This window comes from Vibrio sp. HENC-03, assembly GCF_000305755.2.
In the GTDB taxonomy this organism is placed as follows: domain Bacteria; phylum Pseudomonadota; class Gammaproteobacteria; order Enterobacterales; family Vibrionaceae; genus Vibrio; species Vibrio owensii.
In genome coordinates, this window is the sequence record NZ_JH976064.1 from 404,508 (window position 1) to 422,235 (window position 17,728).

The 17,728-nt window shown below is 45.8% G+C and carries 14 protein-coding genes; 7 read left to right on the forward strand and 7 right to left on the reverse strand.

Annotated features, from left to right (window positions below):
• Window positions 1-137 precede the first annotated feature (137 nt).
• The 7 genes from VCHENC03_RS21485 to VCHENC03_RS21455 all read left to right on the forward strand — a co-directional run bounded on the left by VCHENC03_RS21485 (window position 138) and on the right by VCHENC03_RS21455 (window position 9,675).
• A complete protein-coding gene (locus VCHENC03_RS21485; protein WP_009704724.1) occupies window positions 138-491 on the forward strand; it encodes a hypothetical protein in 354 nt (117 codons plus the stop codon).
• Window positions 492-503: 12 nt separating this feature from the next.
• Window positions 504-1,853, forward strand: coding sequence for an HlyD family type I secretion periplasmic adaptor subunit (locus VCHENC03_RS21480; RefSeq protein WP_009704725.1), 1,350 nt, complete (start codon window positions 504-506; stop codon window positions 1,851-1,853).
• A gap of 3 nt (window positions 1,854-1,856) precedes the next feature.
• Entirely contained in the window at window positions 1,857-4,088 is a 2,232-nt protein-coding gene (locus VCHENC03_RS21475) for an ATP-binding response regulator (RefSeq protein ID WP_009704726.1), read from the forward strand.
• Entirely contained in the window at window positions 4,063-5,487 is a 1,425-nt protein-coding gene (locus tag VCHENC03_RS21470; protein ID WP_017821589.1) for a TolC family protein, read from the forward strand. Before VCHENC03_RS21475 ends, VCHENC03_RS21470 begins: the two co-directional genes overlap by 26 nt.
• Entirely contained in the window at window positions 5,477-7,063 is a 1,587-nt protein-coding gene (locus VCHENC03_RS21465; protein WP_009704727.1) for an ATP-binding cassette domain-containing protein, read from the forward strand. The genes VCHENC03_RS21470 and VCHENC03_RS21465 overlap by 11 nt, the downstream gene beginning before the upstream one ends.
• Window positions 7,060-9,198, forward strand: a complete 2,139-nt coding sequence (locus VCHENC03_RS21460; RefSeq protein ID WP_005442632.1) for an ATP-binding cassette domain-containing protein — start codon at window positions 7,060-7,062, stop codon at window positions 9,196-9,198. Before VCHENC03_RS21465 ends, VCHENC03_RS21460 begins: the two co-directional genes overlap by 4 nt.
• 108 nt (window positions 9,199-9,306) lie before the next feature.
• Window positions 9,307-9,675 (forward strand): hypothetical protein, encoded by a 369-nt coding sequence (locus tag VCHENC03_RS21455; protein ID WP_005453700.1) that lies wholly within the window; start codon window positions 9,307-9,309, stop codon window positions 9,673-9,675.
• 63 nt (window positions 9,676-9,738) lie between these two features.
• Here the strand turns inward: VCHENC03_RS21455 and VCHENC03_RS21450 are convergent, their stop codons facing one another.
• The 7 genes from VCHENC03_RS21450 to VCHENC03_RS21420 form a co-directional block, all read right to left on the reverse strand.
• A complete protein-coding gene (locus VCHENC03_RS21450; protein WP_032802095.1) occupies window positions 9,739-10,629 on the reverse strand; it encodes a sigma-70 family RNA polymerase sigma factor in 891 nt (296 codons plus the stop codon).
• Between the two features lie 290 nt (window positions 10,630-10,919).
• On the reverse strand, window positions 10,920-12,179 hold the full coding sequence (locus VCHENC03_RS21445; protein ID WP_009704728.1) for a hypothetical protein: 1,260 nt from the start codon (window positions 12,177-12,179) through the stop codon (window positions 10,920-10,922).
• Window positions 12,172-12,885 (reverse strand): ABC transporter ATP-binding protein, encoded by a 714-nt coding sequence (locus VCHENC03_RS21440; RefSeq protein ID WP_009704729.1) that lies wholly within the window; start codon window positions 12,883-12,885, stop codon window positions 12,172-12,174. Before VCHENC03_RS21440 ends, VCHENC03_RS21445 begins: the two co-directional genes overlap by 8 nt.
• Window positions 12,885-14,120 carry an ABC transporter permease gene (locus tag VCHENC03_RS21435; protein WP_009704730.1) on the reverse strand — a complete coding sequence of 412 codons (1,236 nt, stop codon included), beginning with the start codon at window positions 14,118-14,120 and terminating at the stop codon, window positions 12,885-12,887. Before VCHENC03_RS21435 ends, VCHENC03_RS21440 begins: the two co-directional genes overlap by 1 nt.
• Complete coding sequence (locus VCHENC03_RS21430) at window positions 14,110-15,339, reverse strand: ABC transporter permease (RefSeq protein ID WP_009704731.1); 1,230 nt, start codon at window positions 15,337-15,339, stop codon at window positions 14,110-14,112. The genes VCHENC03_RS21435 and VCHENC03_RS21430 overlap by 11 nt, the downstream gene beginning before the upstream one ends.
• Window positions 15,340-15,405: 66 nt before the next feature.
• A complete protein-coding gene (locus VCHENC03_RS21425) occupies window positions 15,406-16,152 on the reverse strand; it encodes an outer membrane lipoprotein-sorting protein (RefSeq protein ID WP_009704732.1) in 747 nt (248 codons plus the stop codon).
• A gap of 117 nt (window positions 16,153-16,269) precedes the next feature.
• Window positions 16,270-17,712: a transporter substrate-binding domain-containing diguanylate cyclase gene (locus VCHENC03_RS21420; RefSeq protein ID WP_009704733.1), complete on the reverse strand. Its 1,443-nt coding sequence runs from the start codon at window positions 17,710-17,712 to the stop codon at window positions 16,270-16,272.
• Window positions 17,713-17,728 lie beyond the last annotated feature (16 nt).

The window sequence follows — 17,728 nt, forward strand, 5'->3', positions numbered from 1 at the left end:
GAAAACCAACTTTTTTATCCAACTTTTTTCATACTCATGTTGTTTAACCAGAAAGAGGTAAAAAAATTTGAAAACGCAATTTAAAGATCCTTAGTTATTGTCATTAAAGCAATTAGGGCGGTGGAACAATGATAAACATGACGAATCTGTTGCGTTCAGTCGACAACAGCCACAAAGGGCTGCAATTGCTATTGGGAGATTTTTACAAGGATTTCAGCAGCGCGGCGATCAACATCGAAATGCTGCATAAACAAAACCGTTTCGAAGAGCTGAGCGGCTACTCAAAAAAGCTAAAAACCATTCTGGTCTTGCTTTGTGATGATGATTTACCACCCAAGATGGCAAAGCTGGAGCATTTGAGTAAGCACCACTTTCCTGCACCTAATGAATTGATTGAGGACATCAAAACTGAGCTCAACAACGTGAACAAGCAAATTAGCCAGCTGTTAGATATCGAGAACTCTATCGATGACAGCACTGATGATGAATAACCGAGGTGGATCATGAGTAACAAGCAGATCGAACACCACCTCAGAAAGGCACTCGTTTCCAACAACGAGTCTTCGAAGGTGACTGCAGACGATACGATCGTGCTAGCCAGTGCGATGACCAGCGTACACAAAACATTGCTGGTTATCTTTTTGCTTTCAATGGTGGCGATCGCCGTTGCGTCTCAAGCTCGTATCGACATTGTGGTGTCGGTGCGCGGTGAGCTATTGCTGGAATCTGACGTAGAAAAAGTGCAACACCTCGAAGGCGGTATTCTCGAAGAAATGTTAGTGCGAAAAGGCGAAGTGGTTTACGAAGGTCAACCCATTGCGCGAATTCGCTCTTTGGATAGAAACACTCAACTCGATACGGTGAACACAGAAATCATTCAGCTCGAATTGGACAAACTCCGTTATGAAAGCCTGCGCGATATGGTAGAGCCCGATTTCTCTGCCTACATCGAAAAATACCCAGAATTGGTTCAGGTAAATATGAATACCTGGCAACAAGAGTTTTCCAAAAACCGCTCTAATGAAGAGTTGATCACTCACGACATCAATCACAAGAACTCGTTGATTGATTCTATGCTTAAGCGCCGCAAAAGCTCCGAGAACCAGCTTTCTTTGATTCGTAAGCAGCTCAATATCAAGAACACCTTGTACAAAGAAGAAATGGCATCTTATGTCGATGTTCTGAATATGCAGGTTCAAGAGTCAAACATGGTGCGTGAGATTGAAAATCTCGATGAGTCAGTCATGAATGAGCGTTTCCAACTCGACAAGCTAGAAAAACAGTACCGTGACTTGGTGGAAAATCGCAACTCCGAATACCAAGCGCAAATCATTCAAGCGAAGAAAGATCTCAAGCTGAAACGCATTCTTCGTCCTCAACACTCAGACAAAGTGGATCGCCTCGTGGTCTACGCCCCTATTGATGGTGTGGTGGATAAAGTGCACTTTAATTTCCGTTCTGCCGTGATACCGCCGGGTGAAAGTATCGCGGACATTGCGCCGATTAATAACTCTCTTCACGGCGAAGCGAAGATTCCACGTAAAGACATGGGCTTTGTTGAAATCGGACAGGCAGTCAAAGTGAAGATGGACACCTACAACTTTGCCAAGTACGGATTTTTGGAAGGTCGAATCGCGTCGATCAGCCGTTCGTCCTATGAAGAAGAGGACGCTGAATTCTACCTCGCTGAAATCCAAATCAGCCAAAACTATCTAGAGCGTGGAGGCACACAATACAAACTGTCCCCTTACATGGAGTTTACCGCCGACGTGAAAACAGGGTCACGTCGGGTTATCGAATACGCTGCGAAGCCGGTTATGTCGGCTATCGAAGACGCGTTCGATGAGAGGTAATGGATGAGTAACAAACCTTCTTACAATATTTCCGTTCCTGTTATGCGCCTAAGCATTGCTTTCAGCTTGGTGCTGGCTGCCCTCGCCTTTTATTTGTATGTCTCTTGGGAAAAAGTGGATTCAGTGGAGCAAGTGCAAAACGCGCCTCTGTTAGTTCAAGCTCAACAACTCAACCAAACCATCGAACTTGATATCCAAACGCTTCAGCGCTGTTTAGCCGCGCGTTATTGTAGTACAACAGAACTCGATTTTGAGGTTCTGAAGAACGAAATTGACCAGTTTAAGTCTCTCGCGTCACTCAACAAAACCGAGTTTAGCTTGGTAGGCGCGACCGAATATACGCAGCTTGAACTGGCGATTAATCGCTTCTCGGACAGCTCAAAAACGCGTGACGATGTGTTGGCACTGTATCTCTCGCTCACCAATAACTACCTACAAATGGACGACAACTATCGCACCATGTTTAACAACCACGCGAGCGACCTAATGATGGAGAAAAACGAGTTCTTCATTTGGTTGTTTATGGTCGTTGTTGTGTTGGTTGGTATCGCCGTTCTATCGAATTTAGTGGCAATCCTAAAACTGAAAAAATCCAGTTCGAATGAGCGAGACATTGACCAAGAGTTCGATGGGCTTTATCAAGAGCTCAAACAACTGGATTTACAAAGGCTGGAAGAGTTGCTGAACGAAGTGAGCATCAATCCGAAGCAGCGTCAGATTTACTCTCACCTAAAACTGATTTTCAGCAAACTAGAAGAGCAAAAACGTAATAACGATCTCTACAAGCAACTCTATGCTCTGATTGGTTACGAGATTCGTGGAATCACCAACACCATTAACGGCGGCGTGCAATATCTCGTTCAAGAGACCGATGAGAGCGGCGTGTTGATGGCGCAAGATATAACCTCGGCTGCCAATACCTTGTCTGAATTGGCAGAGAACTACAACCGACTCATTTCACAAGGGACCGAGAGCAAATCGAAAGAGTTTTCACTGCTAAATGTACTGTCTGAATTGATGATTCACATCAGTTCAAAAGTGCAGCGAAATGAAGGTGAGCTAGACTGCTTTATCTCGGATAACTTACCAAACCGTGTTGAAGGACAGTCCACCAGCTTATTCTGGGTGTTGTTCCTACAGCTATCGAATGCCATCCAACTCAAAGCCGACAAAAAACTGTTTGTCACCATTGAATCGGGCGCGGCGTCAGACATTGAAAACACCCGCCTGACCATCAATCTAAACTTCTTAACCACACTGGATGTGCCGTTTGCCAAGCTCAATACTCTACACTGGAGCGACCATAAACAGCACACTGCAACCAAAGACGATTTGGCAAAAAGCGTACTGAAAGATTACGGCTATTACGAAAGCCATTGGTATCAATCGGGCAATCAGGAACGTTTTCAAATTCAGCTCGATTTGAAAGCCAAAAGCTTCCACACCGAGAAAACTCGCTTCGACAATAAGCGCCTATTACTGTGTGCCAACTCTCAGCTGCGCATTGATGTGATGAACAAAATGTTAATCAACTTGGGATTAGAGATCACACCAATTCGCACGCCGAACGAGCTCTTCTCTGCGGCAAAAACCTTTGGCGAATACGACGCCATCATGCTGACTGACACGTTCGAGCCAAACAAGCTGCCCTCACTGAGCAAAACAGTGAAATCGCAACTGCGCAATCACCCGAATACTAAATTGCTGCTTTCAGTCACTAGTACTCAGCAAGCACAAGAGAGCCATACCTTTGTCGACAAGATTCTGAACTCTCCTGCGATTCCGTATGAGTTCATCCCCAATCTTTTAGCAATCATGGAAGCGGAAGCCTCTGAAGATCAGATGGAGAACAGCTCATTCCTGATTGTGGAAGATGACCGTGTTCAACAGATTCTACTCAAACGTATTTTGAGCAAGCAAGAATACGAAGCCGACACCGTTGGCGATGGCGCAGACGCTGTTCAGCACTTCATGAATCAACGCTCGGACATCATCTTTATGGACTGCATCATGCCTGGCATGGGCGGTATTGAAGCAACCAAACGCATTCGACAATACGAACAAGAGAGCGGACAAAACCCTTGCACCATCATAGGTGCGACAGCATTGACCAGCAGTAATGAACACCAAGCTTGTATCGAAGCTGGAATGGATTACGTGATCAGCAAACCTTATAAAAACGACGAAATCATCAAGGTGATCAACAAGTATGTGGCGGTACAGAAACTTAACTAGCTGCGTATTGGCAGCGCTTACATTGAGCAATGCTCCTTCAGCAATGGCGACCACCTTGCTTGAGGCGGTCAAACTCGGCTTGGAAAACAATTTATCTCTGCGCGCTAGTGACAAAGGCGTGGAAGAAAATGAATACAACATCGACATTAGCCGTTCTAAGTTCCTGCCCTCTTTAAACGGTGCCGCTGATACTACATGGAATGAAAACGAGACCATATTAACGGGAACACCAGATACGCGTTCTAGCTACAACTCAAACAGCTACAGCGTGTCTTTATCCCAATCGGTGTTTAACCTTGGCGACATCTTCAAATACGGCACCGCGAAGCTGGATTTCAACATTGAAGAAATCAAGCACGAGAACAAAATCCAGAGCACCATTTCTGAAATCGCGACGCAATATTTCGAGTACCTGAAAAACAACGCGCAAATCAAAGCCACCAAAGTCGAGCTTAAATCTTCTGAAACACGTGAGCGCCAAATGCGTCGCAACGTGGAGCTTGGCAACACTGCGGCGAGCGAGTTGTATGAGGTGATTGCTCAGAAAGAAGGCATTGCCAATCGCTTAAGAACCTTAGAGAAAGACCGACGTGTGATTTTGAACGGTTTAGAGATTCAAGTTCAATACCCGGTCACCCCATCGCAGGACATCTACGAAAGCGTGCCCTTGGCAGAAATCAGCGAGTCCGAACAACGTGCGATTCTTGAACAAGCTTTGAAGCTCAATAACGATTTATTGGTTGCGAAGAAAACCGTAGAACGCAGCCGAAGAGGCTTGAAAGAAAGCGGTTCAAACTTTGTGCCGACCGTCTCGCTCTCTGCCAGTTACCGTTACGACGATGCGAACAACTATGACCGAACCGACCCCACCGCAACAGGGGACAGTAACTCCACCAGCGTCGGTTTGAACTTGAATGTGCCGATTTTCTCCGGCGGTTCGGATTATTACGGTTATCAAAAATCTTCAACTGCTATCGAGCGAACCGAGCTACTTTACCAAGATTCGTTGTTCACGACGCGCAATAGCGTTAACACCTCGGTACTCAACATTAATGACTTCTCCCGCGCTATTAGCAGTTACGAGAACATCATCCGAGCTAACTACGCCTCCTACAAAGGCATTCAGCGCGCTTACCAGCTTGGTACGCGAACCATTACCGACTTACTGGCAGCAGAAAGTAAACTGTTTAGCGCGCTACGTGATTACGAGAGCGCGCGTTATGACTACATCATTGAATCGATCAATCTTGAGCAAATCAAAGGTATGTTGTCGGTGCAATCCATCGAAAGCATCATGCAATTGATGAGCGATATCGAAGGCAGAAGCAATCAAGACTTAGTTCCAAAACACCTTCTCTCCAAACCATCGATTAAGAAAGGAGGTCGCAATGCAAACTGAGCATTTTTCCCAGAAGATTAACTTTACTGACAAGTGTTATCTGACTTTCTCAACGGTCATCTCGACGCTGTTTGGCTTAGTACTGCCCTTTTCGATACTCATTATTTTTGACCGTGTTTTACCTAACCAAGCCAAAGACACGCTGTTTCTTCTGTTTGCCATTATCTTGATCACCATCTTCCTCGACTATCACCTAAAGAATCAGGAAGAGAAGATTTCGTCGGTGATCATGAAGCAGTTTGAAACCAACTTAACTAACAAAGTGTTTCAATCCATCTGTTTGGCTGAGATCTCGAAATTTCGTCGCCTAGAACCCGGTGAATACCTAGAGCGTATTGCGACCATCCCTGAGATTAAATCCTTCTTTGGCGGAGAATCTGTACGGGCATTGATCAACCTTGCCGTCAGCATACTGACCATTCTGATTATCGGTCTGATCAACATCTGGGCAGGGGTGACCATCTTGCTCGCCTCCATCATTTTGGCAGTGTTCGCACTCAGTCTTTCCAAGCAAAAAATCAACAGCCTAGAAAACAAATCCGACATCGAAGGCTTAACCACGTCGAAAATCATCGAGATCATCTCTAGCCCACTCGATATCAAAGCGCGCAATATGGAATATCGCGTTGAGAGCTTGATGACACAAATGGTGGAAGAGCGTGAAGTCGAGAACATCAAATACGAGCAAATCGAATCAAACTTCAGCCTTATCCTTTCGCTCATACAACAGCTCTCCATTGCTTGTGTGGTGGTGGTTTTGGCAACGGCAGTTATCAACATGCAATCGAGCCAAGGCATCATGGCAGCCATCATCATGCTTACCAACCGTTACTTCGCGCCATACCAGCAAGTGATGCGCACAGTGAGCCGCTGGGAGTTGAACAAGCTTCATATTCAACGTATCGCCGAGTTGCTTGAGCTTGCTGCATCTGTAGAACAACAAAATGACACGACAGAAGTCGAGCGCATCTCGGTGAAGTATTCGGAAAAGCAACGCATCGAGTTTGAACGTGGTCAGGCTTACTTGCTGACGGGGAAAAGCGGCGCAGGCAAAACCCATCTTGCCAATTGCATTACGCGGCAAAACACCGACAGCAAGCTCGATATCCAAATCAACGAGACACCGCTCGATGACGTCAATTACAACGTCTGGCGCAATAGCGTGCTCATGGTCGACAAAACCAGTTCGTTCGTCGAAGGCACCATCATCGACAACTTGACTTGTTTCCGCCCGAGCTTAAACAACACCGCATTTGCGCTTTGCGAAACCATGAACATCAAAGCACAAATCGATGCCCTTCCCGCTGGTTTTTACACCGAGCTTAAAGGGCATTTACGCAACCCATTCTCGCGCCAAGTCGCTTATGCCTTGTTGTTGGTGCGTGCCTTACTCGCGAACAAACGTGTGTTGATCTTCGACGACATCGACTGTGTTTATGACGACGACTTTGCTCGATTGGTTTTGACTAGTACCGCCTATCGCGCCAACGACAAAATACTCATCATCGTCAGCAATAAGATGGACAAACTCAATCATCGCCTCAAACGCGTCAAACTTACCGGAGGTGACCAATGAGTATTTTGGTTGATTTTAATAATGTCCCTCAGCGCTTGTTGGACTTTGAGGCTCGCAGTTATGACGAGCGATACAATCAGTCACCTTTGATTCGTGGTTTAGCTTACACCCTCATTGCGCTTGAATGGGAAGGCACACCTTCTATCCTCAGTGACGCTTTTATCCCTAAACCAAAAGACAGCGACAGTTTTATCGCCACGATTGAACGCCTTGGTTACCGTTGTGACGTCACCAAATTAAAAACGTTGGAGCACATCGAGGGACACCCTCACCCTTGTTTTATCGAGATAGAAAACCTCACGGCGATTTTCTTGGGAACCAAAGATGGCAAACTGATCCTGTTTGATTACACCAATAACAACACCATTGAATACCCGCTCTGCAAAAAGCCATGTTTGTTGGTCTCGATCAGCGAATACTCACGCTTGTTCCGAGAGCCGCCACCAGAATCTCAAGACCGCAGTAACTGGATTAAATACGCGTTTTATCGCTACAACAATGAACTCAAAAGCTTGATTATTCTGAGCTTTGTCATCAGTATCTTGGGCGCGCTCCAACCCTTCTTTATTATGAGCGTGTACAACTTCGCCTTGACGTCTAGCTCGCAAGCCACGCTCTATTGGCTCACCTTGTTTGCGGTGATTGTTGGGTTCTCGGAATACTTTTTCAAGAAGATGCGGGTCAACATCATTGCCACGTCAGGTAAGGATTTGGCGGTGCACATTTCTCAAGCTGTTATTTCCAAGCTGTTATGGCTCCCTTATGCGATGACATCCACCGCCGGCGTGTCTTCTCAGCTGGCGCGTTTAAAAGACATCGACACATTCCGCCGATTGGTAACGGCAGAGTCTACCTTGAGCTACTTCGACATGCCGTTTGTTATCGTGTTCATTGTCGCGATTGCCATCATGTCAGGAACCGCTGCACTGGTCGTCATGGCGGGTTTGATTCTGATGTTGGTGTTCTGTGTTTATTCTCGATACATCTATTCACAAGCCACGTCAAAGAGCTCTCGCGCTAACGCCATGGTTTCTTACCAATGGAATGAGATTCTTCGCGGCATCAAAACCATCCAAGGCTTGCCTTTGCTGCGCGTTATTCAATCTCGCTTCAGCGCTTCACACATGCAAAGCACCAATGATGCAGAAAACGTTGCGGTGACCAACAGCAAAGTTCAAGCCGCAGGTGGCAGTTTGATTCAGGTGATAGGTACCGCAAGTATCGTGACCGCGGTTATCGGTGTAATGGATGGCACGTCAGACGCAGGCGCTATGCTTGCAACTGTGATTTTAGTCTGGAAGGCGTTAGGTCCGATAATGGGTATCTACAACTCCATTTCCAAATTCCAATCCATTAAGGCGTCCTCTGCGCAAATCAACAACCTTATGGCGATGAATGACGACAAGCTAACGTTGGAGAAAAGCCCCCCTATTCGCCTCTTCCAAGGCAGTATTGTCGGCAGCGGTGTGAGCCATCGCTACACTGGCGCAGCAACAGGCTTAACCAATCTCGGATTTAAAATTGCCCCAGGGGCGAAGGTGGTGATTTGTGGACCGACTGGTTGCGGTAAAACCACGCTAATTTCCATTCTTGCGGGTTTAGAAGATAGATACCAAGGCGCAGTGTCAGTAGACGGTTACAACATCAAACAGTTCAACAGCTATCGTTACCGAACCTCAATTAACTACATCCCGTTTAATTTGCATATTTTTGAAGGCTCTCTGGAGACCAACTTCATCTTGCATAATGGACTCATCCCTACAGAAAAGATGCAAGAGATGGTGAGCTTTTTCGAACTCGATGCGTGGTTGCCAGAAGGATTGAACACTCAGCTAAGCGTAGATAAATGCAAGAATTTACCTAACGGTATTCAACAGAAATTGCGCCTCGCGCTGGGGCTTGGAAGCTGTGAACAATCACTGATCATCATTGATGAACCATTTAATGGCGCTGAGCAAGAAAATGCCCAGTACTTCAACCGCTTGTTCACCGATAAATTGCTAAACAAAACCGTGGTGTTCTCTACCAATGACCCGGGGTTGATCGCCACTTCGAACATGAGTTTGGTATTAGAGCCAGACGGCAACTTGAAATATTTTGGCTTAACAGACAAATACTTAAACAGCTTAAGTTAATACTGTGGCGCTTATTCACAATTAACTCTTTAATCAGACAGATACAATTGACAAAGATATAAACCAGAGAGATGATTCGACCGAGATTTAGAGGTATTTAGGATTCAGATGTATACATTTGTTGCTGACAAATTGGATGTGGTTTATTTATCAGCGATACCGGAAAACCACGCATTGCAGGACTTTGATGTGCCTGAAGAAGAACTCGAAATCCGCGAGATTGTCGAGGTGTGGTACGAGTGTGCATTTTTGCCTGATTTCAATCTCGAGCAAATCGACATCGCAAACAAAGCGGAGCTAGTGGCAACACAAACTCAAGTGGTGAACAACTACACGAGTACTCTAGCTTTCTTACTCAAGAGCAGAGTGTATCGAGCAGCCCTTAACCGCATGTTGAGCATCTGGACACTGGAACCCTCCGCAAAAGCACAACTTGAGTTACTGCTTTTTGCCGAAGAACAAGCAAAGACCAACTGAGCAACACGCAGATAGAAAAAAGCCAGCAACAACGCTGGCTTTTTAGAAGCTATTGAACTGATATTACACCCATCCATCAAACTGAAGACGTTTTTGTATTCGCTCTACTGCCTCTTTCTGCATTTGTCTCACGCGTTCGTTAGAGACATTCAGTAAGTCCCCGACTTCAGCTAATGTTTTCACGTTATGTTCAAACAAGCCAAAGCGATGAATTAACACTTGCTGCAGCTTCACAGGCAATGTGTTGACGACGTGCTCTAATGCTTGAGTAAAGCAGTGGTCTTCGCAATCTTGCTGTGGGTCTGTTGTGTATTCACTTTCGCACTGTTCGAGCACAAATGGCGCATGATTAAGGTCGACAGTCGTTGAAACATCGATAAAGCCGCTCAACGCGACTAACTCATCAACACGTTCCACCTTTACGCCTGAACAATGGGACAACTCTGAAATCGAAATGTCTTTGCTCATGGTTTTGCTCGCATCGTGCTTTTTCGACGCAAGGCTATTTATCTCTTTACATACGTGAGCAGGTAAACGCACCGTGCGGCCGTTGTTCATTAATGCCGCTTCAATGTTTTCGCGAATCCACCACACTGCGTAAGTTGAAAAGCGATAACCCGGCTCAGGATCATACTTGTCGATGGCTTTGATCAAGCCAATGTTGCCCTCTTCAATCAAATCAAGCAGCGTGAAGTTATTACCAGTACGTTTTAAGTAGCTTTTGGCAATCTTCACCACTAAACGCAAATTAGATTCGATCATCACCTCGCGCGCTTCTTTGTCCCCCGCTCGATTGAGTTTGGCATAATGCAGTTCATCTTCTCGAGAGAGTAAATCAATCCCCACGATGTCTTTTAGGTAATGTGCATAAGGATCTTTACCTGCAGAAAACGTTTCTTTCATTGGCATCTCATCCGTGACACCTCGGGACCTAGCAAAACACTCGTTGTTCATTTCCCCGTCCTTATCAGCCAACTTTACTGGTGTAGCTCTTTGGCTACTTTTCTCCGTGGCTCAATGAATATGCCACCCAACGAATAACATTCGTTTTACGTTGAGTGTAGACAAGGCTTTTTAGCTTTACCAAGAAATTGCATTTAATTTCATATCAACCCTGCACTCAACTGTTAAAGCGTGAGCGGGTTGGGATTTATGGAGCAACATTCAGTATCGTATTTACATCAGAGTTGATAGAAGAGTTTCACTTACTAACCGTTAGATAAATTCATTGTTAAAACATATATTTAAAAACTGTACTTTACATTAGCAAACAACAAAGTCGCAGGTACTTCGCCAAACAAGCTGCCATTGCTACCGTTAAAGCTTTGGACTACCGTGAGCAATTGCCAGTCATTTGCGAGGGAATAGTTGCTCGATGCTCCTATGAAATAAGAGTGATCATCATAGTAACTGGTCGAGACTGTGACGCGGTTTAACGGGGTTAAATCAAAGCTCACATCGGCGTACCATGTATTTCGTGTAAAGCTCAACGTTTTTGCATCGAGAGGAAGATTCAAATACGCCAATGCGCTTGATGCATCTTGCGGTTCAGAGATAAATAACCACGCTGCACGCCCCATCCAGCTGCGTTTGCCGCCAAAGCTGTAATCCGATTCAATACTGGCAACTGTAGTCTTTTTGGTCGGTTCACCCTCAAATTCTGGATCAATGGGATCAAACCAAGTGAGCTCTCCACGAAAACCCGCATCAAACACATCCGTTGCAAAACCAGCGCCGAGTACGTAATCCATCCGAGCTCGTCCTGCAATAAACTGATAATCCCATCCCGATTGATTGGCGAAATAACGCAGTGAGGCACTGTCTTGTCCTGACTGACGAGCTGGTGAAAACACCAAATCTACCCCATCGGCAAAACCTAATTTTCTGCTCAGCATGGCCGCATCCGTGCCTGCTCGCTCTTCATAGTCAAAATCGTAAATCGAATACGCATTGTAGATATCGTTTGGATTCCATATCGTATTCATCGACCAATTGATACGAAAGCGCCCTAGTTGCGCTCCCCAGTCATCTTGCTGCCAAGTGAGATATAGACGATCAAGCTGACTGTTAATGACCACATCATCTTCATGCCAGTTTTTGCTCAAATCCATGTAACCAGAATCCAACGCAACCAAATCGGCATAGCCAGGAAAGTCGGTAGAATCGCCCCAAAGTGCTCGATTTCGTAGCCCAACATTCATACGCCAGTTAGAGGAAAAACGGTATTCAAAGTTAAGTCGATTGTGTATCAGGTTATCGAACGTATTATCAGTTCCATCAGGAATACTATAGGTTGCCATGTATTTGATGTAACCATCCAAATCCCATGACTTTTGAGGCTCCAATCCGGGGACAGCAGACAAGGCAGAACCAGCCTGAAGACTAAGCAATGAAAGACTTAATGCCTTAATAAACACTGCATTTACTTTTGTTCTAGACAAGCCGGTATAGAAATGGAGAGCTTTGGTGCAAGTCGCAGACAAATAGGAAACAGCTCTATGCATGCGACCTCTCTGCGCGATTATCAATATTACTGAAATCACGCGCTAAACGACCATCTTCAAACACGATAATTCGGTGTGCACGTTTTATCACTCGCGGATCGTGGGTCGAGAAGATAAACGTCGTCCCCTCTTGTTCGCTAAGTTGCTCCATAATGTCGAGCAACTCCGCGGTGCTTTTGGCGTCTAGATTGGCAGTAGGTTCGTCCGCCATGACAAAACGAGGCTTTGGCGCTAAAGCACGAGCAACCGCAACACGCTGCTGCTGCCCGCCGGACATTTTACCAGGCACCTTATTCATCTGTTCCGCCAATCCCACTTGCTCAAGTAAGGACGTCGCACGTTCACGACACTCTCGCTCGGTTTTACCTTGCAGCTGCATGACGAATTCCACATTCTCAAGCGCGGTTAACACAGGTAACAAACTGTAGTCTTGGAAGATGAAGCCTATATTATCGCGACGATAGGCAATCAGCTCTTTTTCTGACATCGATGAAATCATGCAACCATCGATTTCCACCTTGCCAGAGCTTGGAGCATCAATACCGCCAATCATGTTCAGCAACGTCGTTTTACCCGAACCGGATGGTCCCATGATCGCAACAAATTCCCCCTGCTTAATCTCTAAGTCTACCGACTGCACTGCGTGCACAGGGTAATCACCATCGGCGTTGTAAATCTTAGTTAGGTTTTCTAGTTTGATGGTCATTAGTTTTTCTCCGCCATGGCATCCACTGGTCGATGCTTCAAAATTTGTCGTGCGGGATACAGGGCTGCGATAAAGCTGGCAACAAAAATCGCGACAATGATCATTTGATATTCCGCTATCGATACCCGTGGGTAAAGCAAGGTATCCACGCCATAAGCCCCTAGCCCTTCCGCCATACCAGCCAGCGACAATCCGGTAATACTTAGCACCTTGAGCATAATTGCACTCCCGAGCAACCCAAGCGCACAACCGCTTAATCCGAGGAACAAGGTTTCAAAAACAATCAACAAACGTATCTTGTGTTTTTGCATGCCGACAGCCATTAACACACCGAACTCTCGTGTGCGTTCAAACACCGACATCAGCATGATATTGATGATGCCAAGGGTCATCGCCAGCACAAAAACCACCAGCATTACTTGGTTGGAAACATCCATCGTGCTCATCATGGTCGAGAGCAAAGGTTGGATCTCCTGCCAAGGTCTCACACTGAGCAAACCTTGACTTTCCGGCGGCAAAATAGAGTGAGTGAACGCCAGTAACTGCTTGAGTTCAGCATCGTTATTAGAAGTAAGGAGGATCGCGATTTCGTGTGTACCACTCAGCCCCGCCACCTTTTCAAGATCCACTTTTCGGACGTAAACATTACCGTCATCAAACCCTGTCGATGGTGTTTTGAATATACCTCGAACACGAAATGCTGCACCGGCGACCTCCCCATTGACATCAGACAGAGTGAGTACCACTTTGGAGCCAACGCGTAGCTTTAATCGCTCAGCTATCTTGCTCGATACTAGAATCGGATTTCTGCCTTCTTCGCTCAGCCATTCCCCGTAGACAATATGTTTCGAGAGTGGCGTGATGTTTTGCTCTTGATCGATATTAACGCCATTGATGCGAATACCTCGTGTACTGCGCGCAGACGCTATCATGCCATCTGCTAATAGTCGCTCAGAGATGGCTTTCACTTCTCGGTTACTCGCCAACACTTTGCTTATCTTATCCGCATCGGGAATCACATCTTTTAGCTCTGGATTGACTAAGTAGGACTTTTGCTGGATCTGCAAATGACTGGTTTGCCAAGAGATGGCGTTCTTGATCATGCTATCGACCAAGCCATTCATGAATCCCATCATGGCAACCACGCCCATCAAGCCAAATACCATGGCTCCGAGCATAATTGAGGTTCTCAACTTGTTGCGCCACAAGTTACGCCACGCCAACTTAACCAGCATGAGCACCTCCTTTTAACCCTGCCGCAATTGGCATTCGAAACACGCGAACCATTGGGTAAAGCAGACATAATAAAAGAATGAACAGCACGACGGCGATTTGATTGAGCAGTAAGTGTGGGTCGAGCGAAACAGGCACAATAGGTTCAAAACCACTTTCGCGCATGAGCTTGGCAGCATCGCCGGTAATTTCGATTGGATTAAAGTAGAAATACCCCAACACAGGGGCACTCACAATAAGCCCAATAAGGATGCCAATGACGGACATAAACAGAGACTCTATCGTGAGCAGAAGGACGAGCTTGGAGCGCAGCATTCCGGTTGCCAGCATGACAGCAAACTCACGTTGGCGTTCTAATGTTGTCATCAAGATAGTCGCAAACAAGCCAAAACCAACAATGCCGTAGAGAATATAAATCAAGAAAATACCGCCCGCTTTATCTAAGGCGATTTGCTGTGCCATTTCTGGCGACAACTCTTTCCAATCCTTCACGGCGACATTTTTGCCATACTCGGCTTTAAGTTGTTCAACGGTATCAGGTAAGTCTCTTAGACTCTCAGTATTCAAAACCCATGCGGTGACTTGGCCATCCAATGAATACAGGTTTTGCGCAGTATCGAGCGGCATGTACACCAACTGAGAATCAAGCTGCTGCAAAGGAAAATGAAGAATGCCCGAGATTTGATACAAACCTGCCGCGGTCTGTCCTCGATAACCGACACCATATAGCACCAGTTCATCGCCAACCTTGAGTTGCAAATAATTCGCTAAACCACCACCAACTAGCACTGCTTTTTGCCCTGATTGGATGTAGCTTCCCTCAATCAATTTGTCGCTGATATTGGAGTACTGATCTTCCGCTTCAGGCTCAACGCCTAGTACCATCACGCCTTTTGAGCGTTCGTCTTTTGCGGCTAAAGCAAAAGACTCTACCCGAGGTAATACCACATCAATATTGGGATTGTTTTTCGCCGCTGAAATGAAGGTGTTGGTTTGCGGCAAGACATCATTAATGCTGGAAGAGTCACCAAACTCGGGGTTTTGCAGTTGAATCAGACCCGTATAAAACTTGGCTGCATTTTTGATATTGGACGTATAACTGCCTTCTTGAAACGCTCGCGTAATCAGCGAAAGAAACAGCACCAATGCCAACGCAGACGCCGTCAGTAGTGTCCTGCGCTTTTGTCGCCAGAGGTTTCGCCAAGCCAGTTTCACAAGCATTGATTCGCTTCCTTCCGTTGATGTTTGATTATCCGTTTCTTCTTTTAGCCGTTCATTTATCCAAACTTAGTCGCGCAGCGATTTCATCTGTTGCTGAGAGAAAAAGCTGTCATCGATATCGAAATCAAACTGTGCTTGGTGAGTAATGAGTACGGTTTTGTTCTTAGGCTTATCAAGCGGCTGCATTTCCATTCTGGTCGCCAATTTTCTCCCGCCGAGCTCTTTCACGTCATAAGTCGTCATCACGTTCACTCGCTCATCAAACTCATCGTAGAATTCCACTTTGCGCTGCAGATAGGTCGACTTGGAAATCCACAACGTTACTTTGCTCCAAACTACAGGAGCATCGGGCTTCGCAACAGCATCTATCACCCAAACCTTGTCGCCATCAAACACATCCTCGCCTTTTAATTCATGTTGATAATCGACCACGATAGAAGACTGGTTGATCAAATCATCGTTGGTGAAGTCAGAGCCCATCCACGATTGGCTCAACATAGATGGCGCAATTTTGATGACGCGTTCAATACTCGGCACCCAGTTCCACATTTCTCTCTGTCGTTTTAGAGAAGCGCTGCCCTTATCTTTGGCTGGCGCCGTAACCAACACCAAAGACAAATCCGTCCCTTTTGTCCAACTCTTCATGGTCATCGACCGAGTCCAATCAGGACGAATGATCTCCATTGTAGATTCGGTATAACTGGAATCACCGCGCATTGCTCGATCTGACTTTTGCACGATATCAAAAGCACTTTCAGCCACAGCAGTAAATGAAATGGACCAACACAATAGAGATAACAAAGCAGTACGCATAACCGTCCTCGACACTGAAATCCAACATTATTCGCGTCAGAAATGACAATAAAAACAGGGAGTTCAAATCAGTATAGCAAGGAGAGGATGAAGGTCAGCGAGAGCTCGCTCAAAGTTTTACTGAGCTTTACGAAGTAATGGTTCCACTTTGTTTCTGTTGATGATTTGGAACACCGCACGGTTCTTGCCGCTGGCTTTCCCACGATACATAAGTTGATCAGCATCTTGCAGGCTTGGCGTCTCATCAAACTTAGGATAATACGCGCAACCAAGACTGATGCTCACATGAATGTTCTGACCATCTAATGGGATTGGCATTTGATTAACGTGAGTACAGATTTCACACGCCAGCGTTTGGGCTTCTTCTGCCGATAGTGACACACTCACCAACGCAAATTCCTCGCCGCCAATTCGAGCTAATGTCACCTTTTCATCGGTTACCGATTTCGCGGTATTCGCAACAGCAACGATTGCTTGATCTCCAGCTAAATGACCAAATTGATCATTGATGGATTTGAAGTCATCAATATCAAACACCATAACCGTCAGGTCTCTTTTTACTGTGCTTAATGTCGCCAACCTTTCAATCAAATGACGTCGGTTATAAAGCTTGGTAAGAGGGTCTGTTAGGGTCAACTCAAACAATTGTTGGTTGGCTAAAGTTAACTGCCGAGTTCGCAACGCCACCGTTCTTTTCAGTGAAAAGATATGGAACATGGCGGCAATAACCAAAGCGAACACGGCCAAGGGCGCCAGATAGGCCGGATAAACAGTTTTGATATGAATCCAACGGCTGAGTATGCGATCTTTATCCGCCTCCATCACTCTCTCGAAGTTTCTGGAGATCTCATCAATCGATTTAGGACTGCCCTCTCCCGAGGCAATTCGTAAGTTTTTGCTGTAAAGGTGAACAGCAGGTAAAAAAGCCACAGGCTCGGGTGTCGTGGCCATGTAAAAGTTCGACACTTGAGTGTCAGCAACAAAGAGGAAAACTTTCTTTTTTGCCACCGCATCTAACATTGCATCATTATTCGAATAGAGCTTTACCGCCGCGTTTGGGTAACGTTTACGAATAAAATGCTCTTCGAATCCACCACGAACTACGCCAATTTCCATCGCAGATTCGCCTTCAAGCACTGAGTTGATGTCCAAACCGAACACATCTTTATTCACGTAAAGTTGGGTATCAATGGGCATGATCACCGTACCAAAATTCAAGTACTGGCTTCGTGCTTCGGAATATATTAGCCCCGCATGGACGTCTGCACGCCCCTCCTTAACTGCGAGTAAAGACTCTTCCCAATCAAGCAGAAGGAATTTAACGTGCACATCATTACGAACAGAGTACTCACGCCAGAAATCAATCAAAATGCCCTGTGGCTCGCCATCTGGAGTAAGATAAGAGAATGGTTTCCAAGCTTTGGAATTGGCAACAATCAAGGTGCCTTGTTTGGTCTCATGACTTTGGGATGCGGCGCTGTAAAACACACTCACGATCATCAGAGCGATGCCAAATGTTGCGCTTTTCCAACCATAAGTACTATAACGTATGAGAGCCATACCTACTTCTCGCCAA

What these genes read in the sequence shown, in the direction of transcription:
- VCHENC03_RS21485 (WP_009704724.1), top strand. Translation starts at nt 138, where the DNA reads ATGACGAATCTGTTGCGTTCAGTCGACAACAGCCACAAAGGGCTGCAA.
- VCHENC03_RS21480 (WP_009704725.1), top strand. Translation starts at nt 504, where the DNA reads ATGAGTAACAAGCAGATCGAACACCACCTCAGAAAGGCACTCGTTTCC.
- VCHENC03_RS21475 (WP_009704726.1), top strand. Translation starts at nt 1,857, where the DNA reads ATGAGTAACAAACCTTCTTACAATATTTCCGTTCCTGTTATGCGCCTA.
- VCHENC03_RS21470 (WP_017821589.1), top strand. Translation starts at nt 4,063, where the DNA reads ATGTGGCGGTACAGAAACTTAACTAGCTGCGTATTGGCAGCGCTTACA.
- VCHENC03_RS21465 (WP_009704727.1), top strand. Translation starts at nt 5,477, where the DNA reads ATGCAAACTGAGCATTTTTCCCAGAAGATTAACTTTACTGACAAGTGT.
- VCHENC03_RS21460 (WP_005442632.1), top strand. Translation starts at nt 7,060, where the DNA reads ATGAGTATTTTGGTTGATTTTAATAATGTCCCTCAGCGCTTGTTGGAC.
- VCHENC03_RS21455 (WP_005453700.1), top strand. Translation starts at nt 9,307, where the DNA reads ATGTATACATTTGTTGCTGACAAATTGGATGTGGTTTATTTATCAGCG.
- VCHENC03_RS21450 (WP_032802095.1), bottom strand. Translation starts at nt 10,629, where the DNA reads ATGAACAACGAGTGTTTTGCTAGGTCCCGAGGTGTCACGGATGAGATG.
- VCHENC03_RS21445 (WP_009704728.1), bottom strand. Translation starts at nt 12,179, where the DNA reads ATGCATAGAGCTGTTTCCTATTTGTCTGCGACTTGCACCAAAGCTCTC.
- VCHENC03_RS21440 (WP_009704729.1), bottom strand. Translation starts at nt 12,885, where the DNA reads ATGACCATCAAACTAGAAAACCTAACTAAGATTTACAACGCCGATGGT.
- VCHENC03_RS21435 (WP_009704730.1), bottom strand. Translation starts at nt 14,120, where the DNA reads ATGCTGGTTAAGTTGGCGTGGCGTAACTTGTGGCGCAACAAGTTGAGA.
- VCHENC03_RS21430 (WP_009704731.1), bottom strand. Translation starts at nt 15,339, where the DNA reads ATGCTTGTGAAACTGGCTTGGCGAAACCTCTGGCGACAAAAGCGCAGG.
- VCHENC03_RS21425 (WP_009704732.1), bottom strand. Translation starts at nt 16,152, where the DNA reads ATGCGTACTGCTTTGTTATCTCTATTGTGTTGGTCCATTTCATTTACT.
- VCHENC03_RS21420 (WP_009704733.1), bottom strand. Translation starts at nt 17,712, where the DNA reads ATGGCTCTCATACGTTATAGTACTTATGGTTGGAAAAGCGCAACATTT.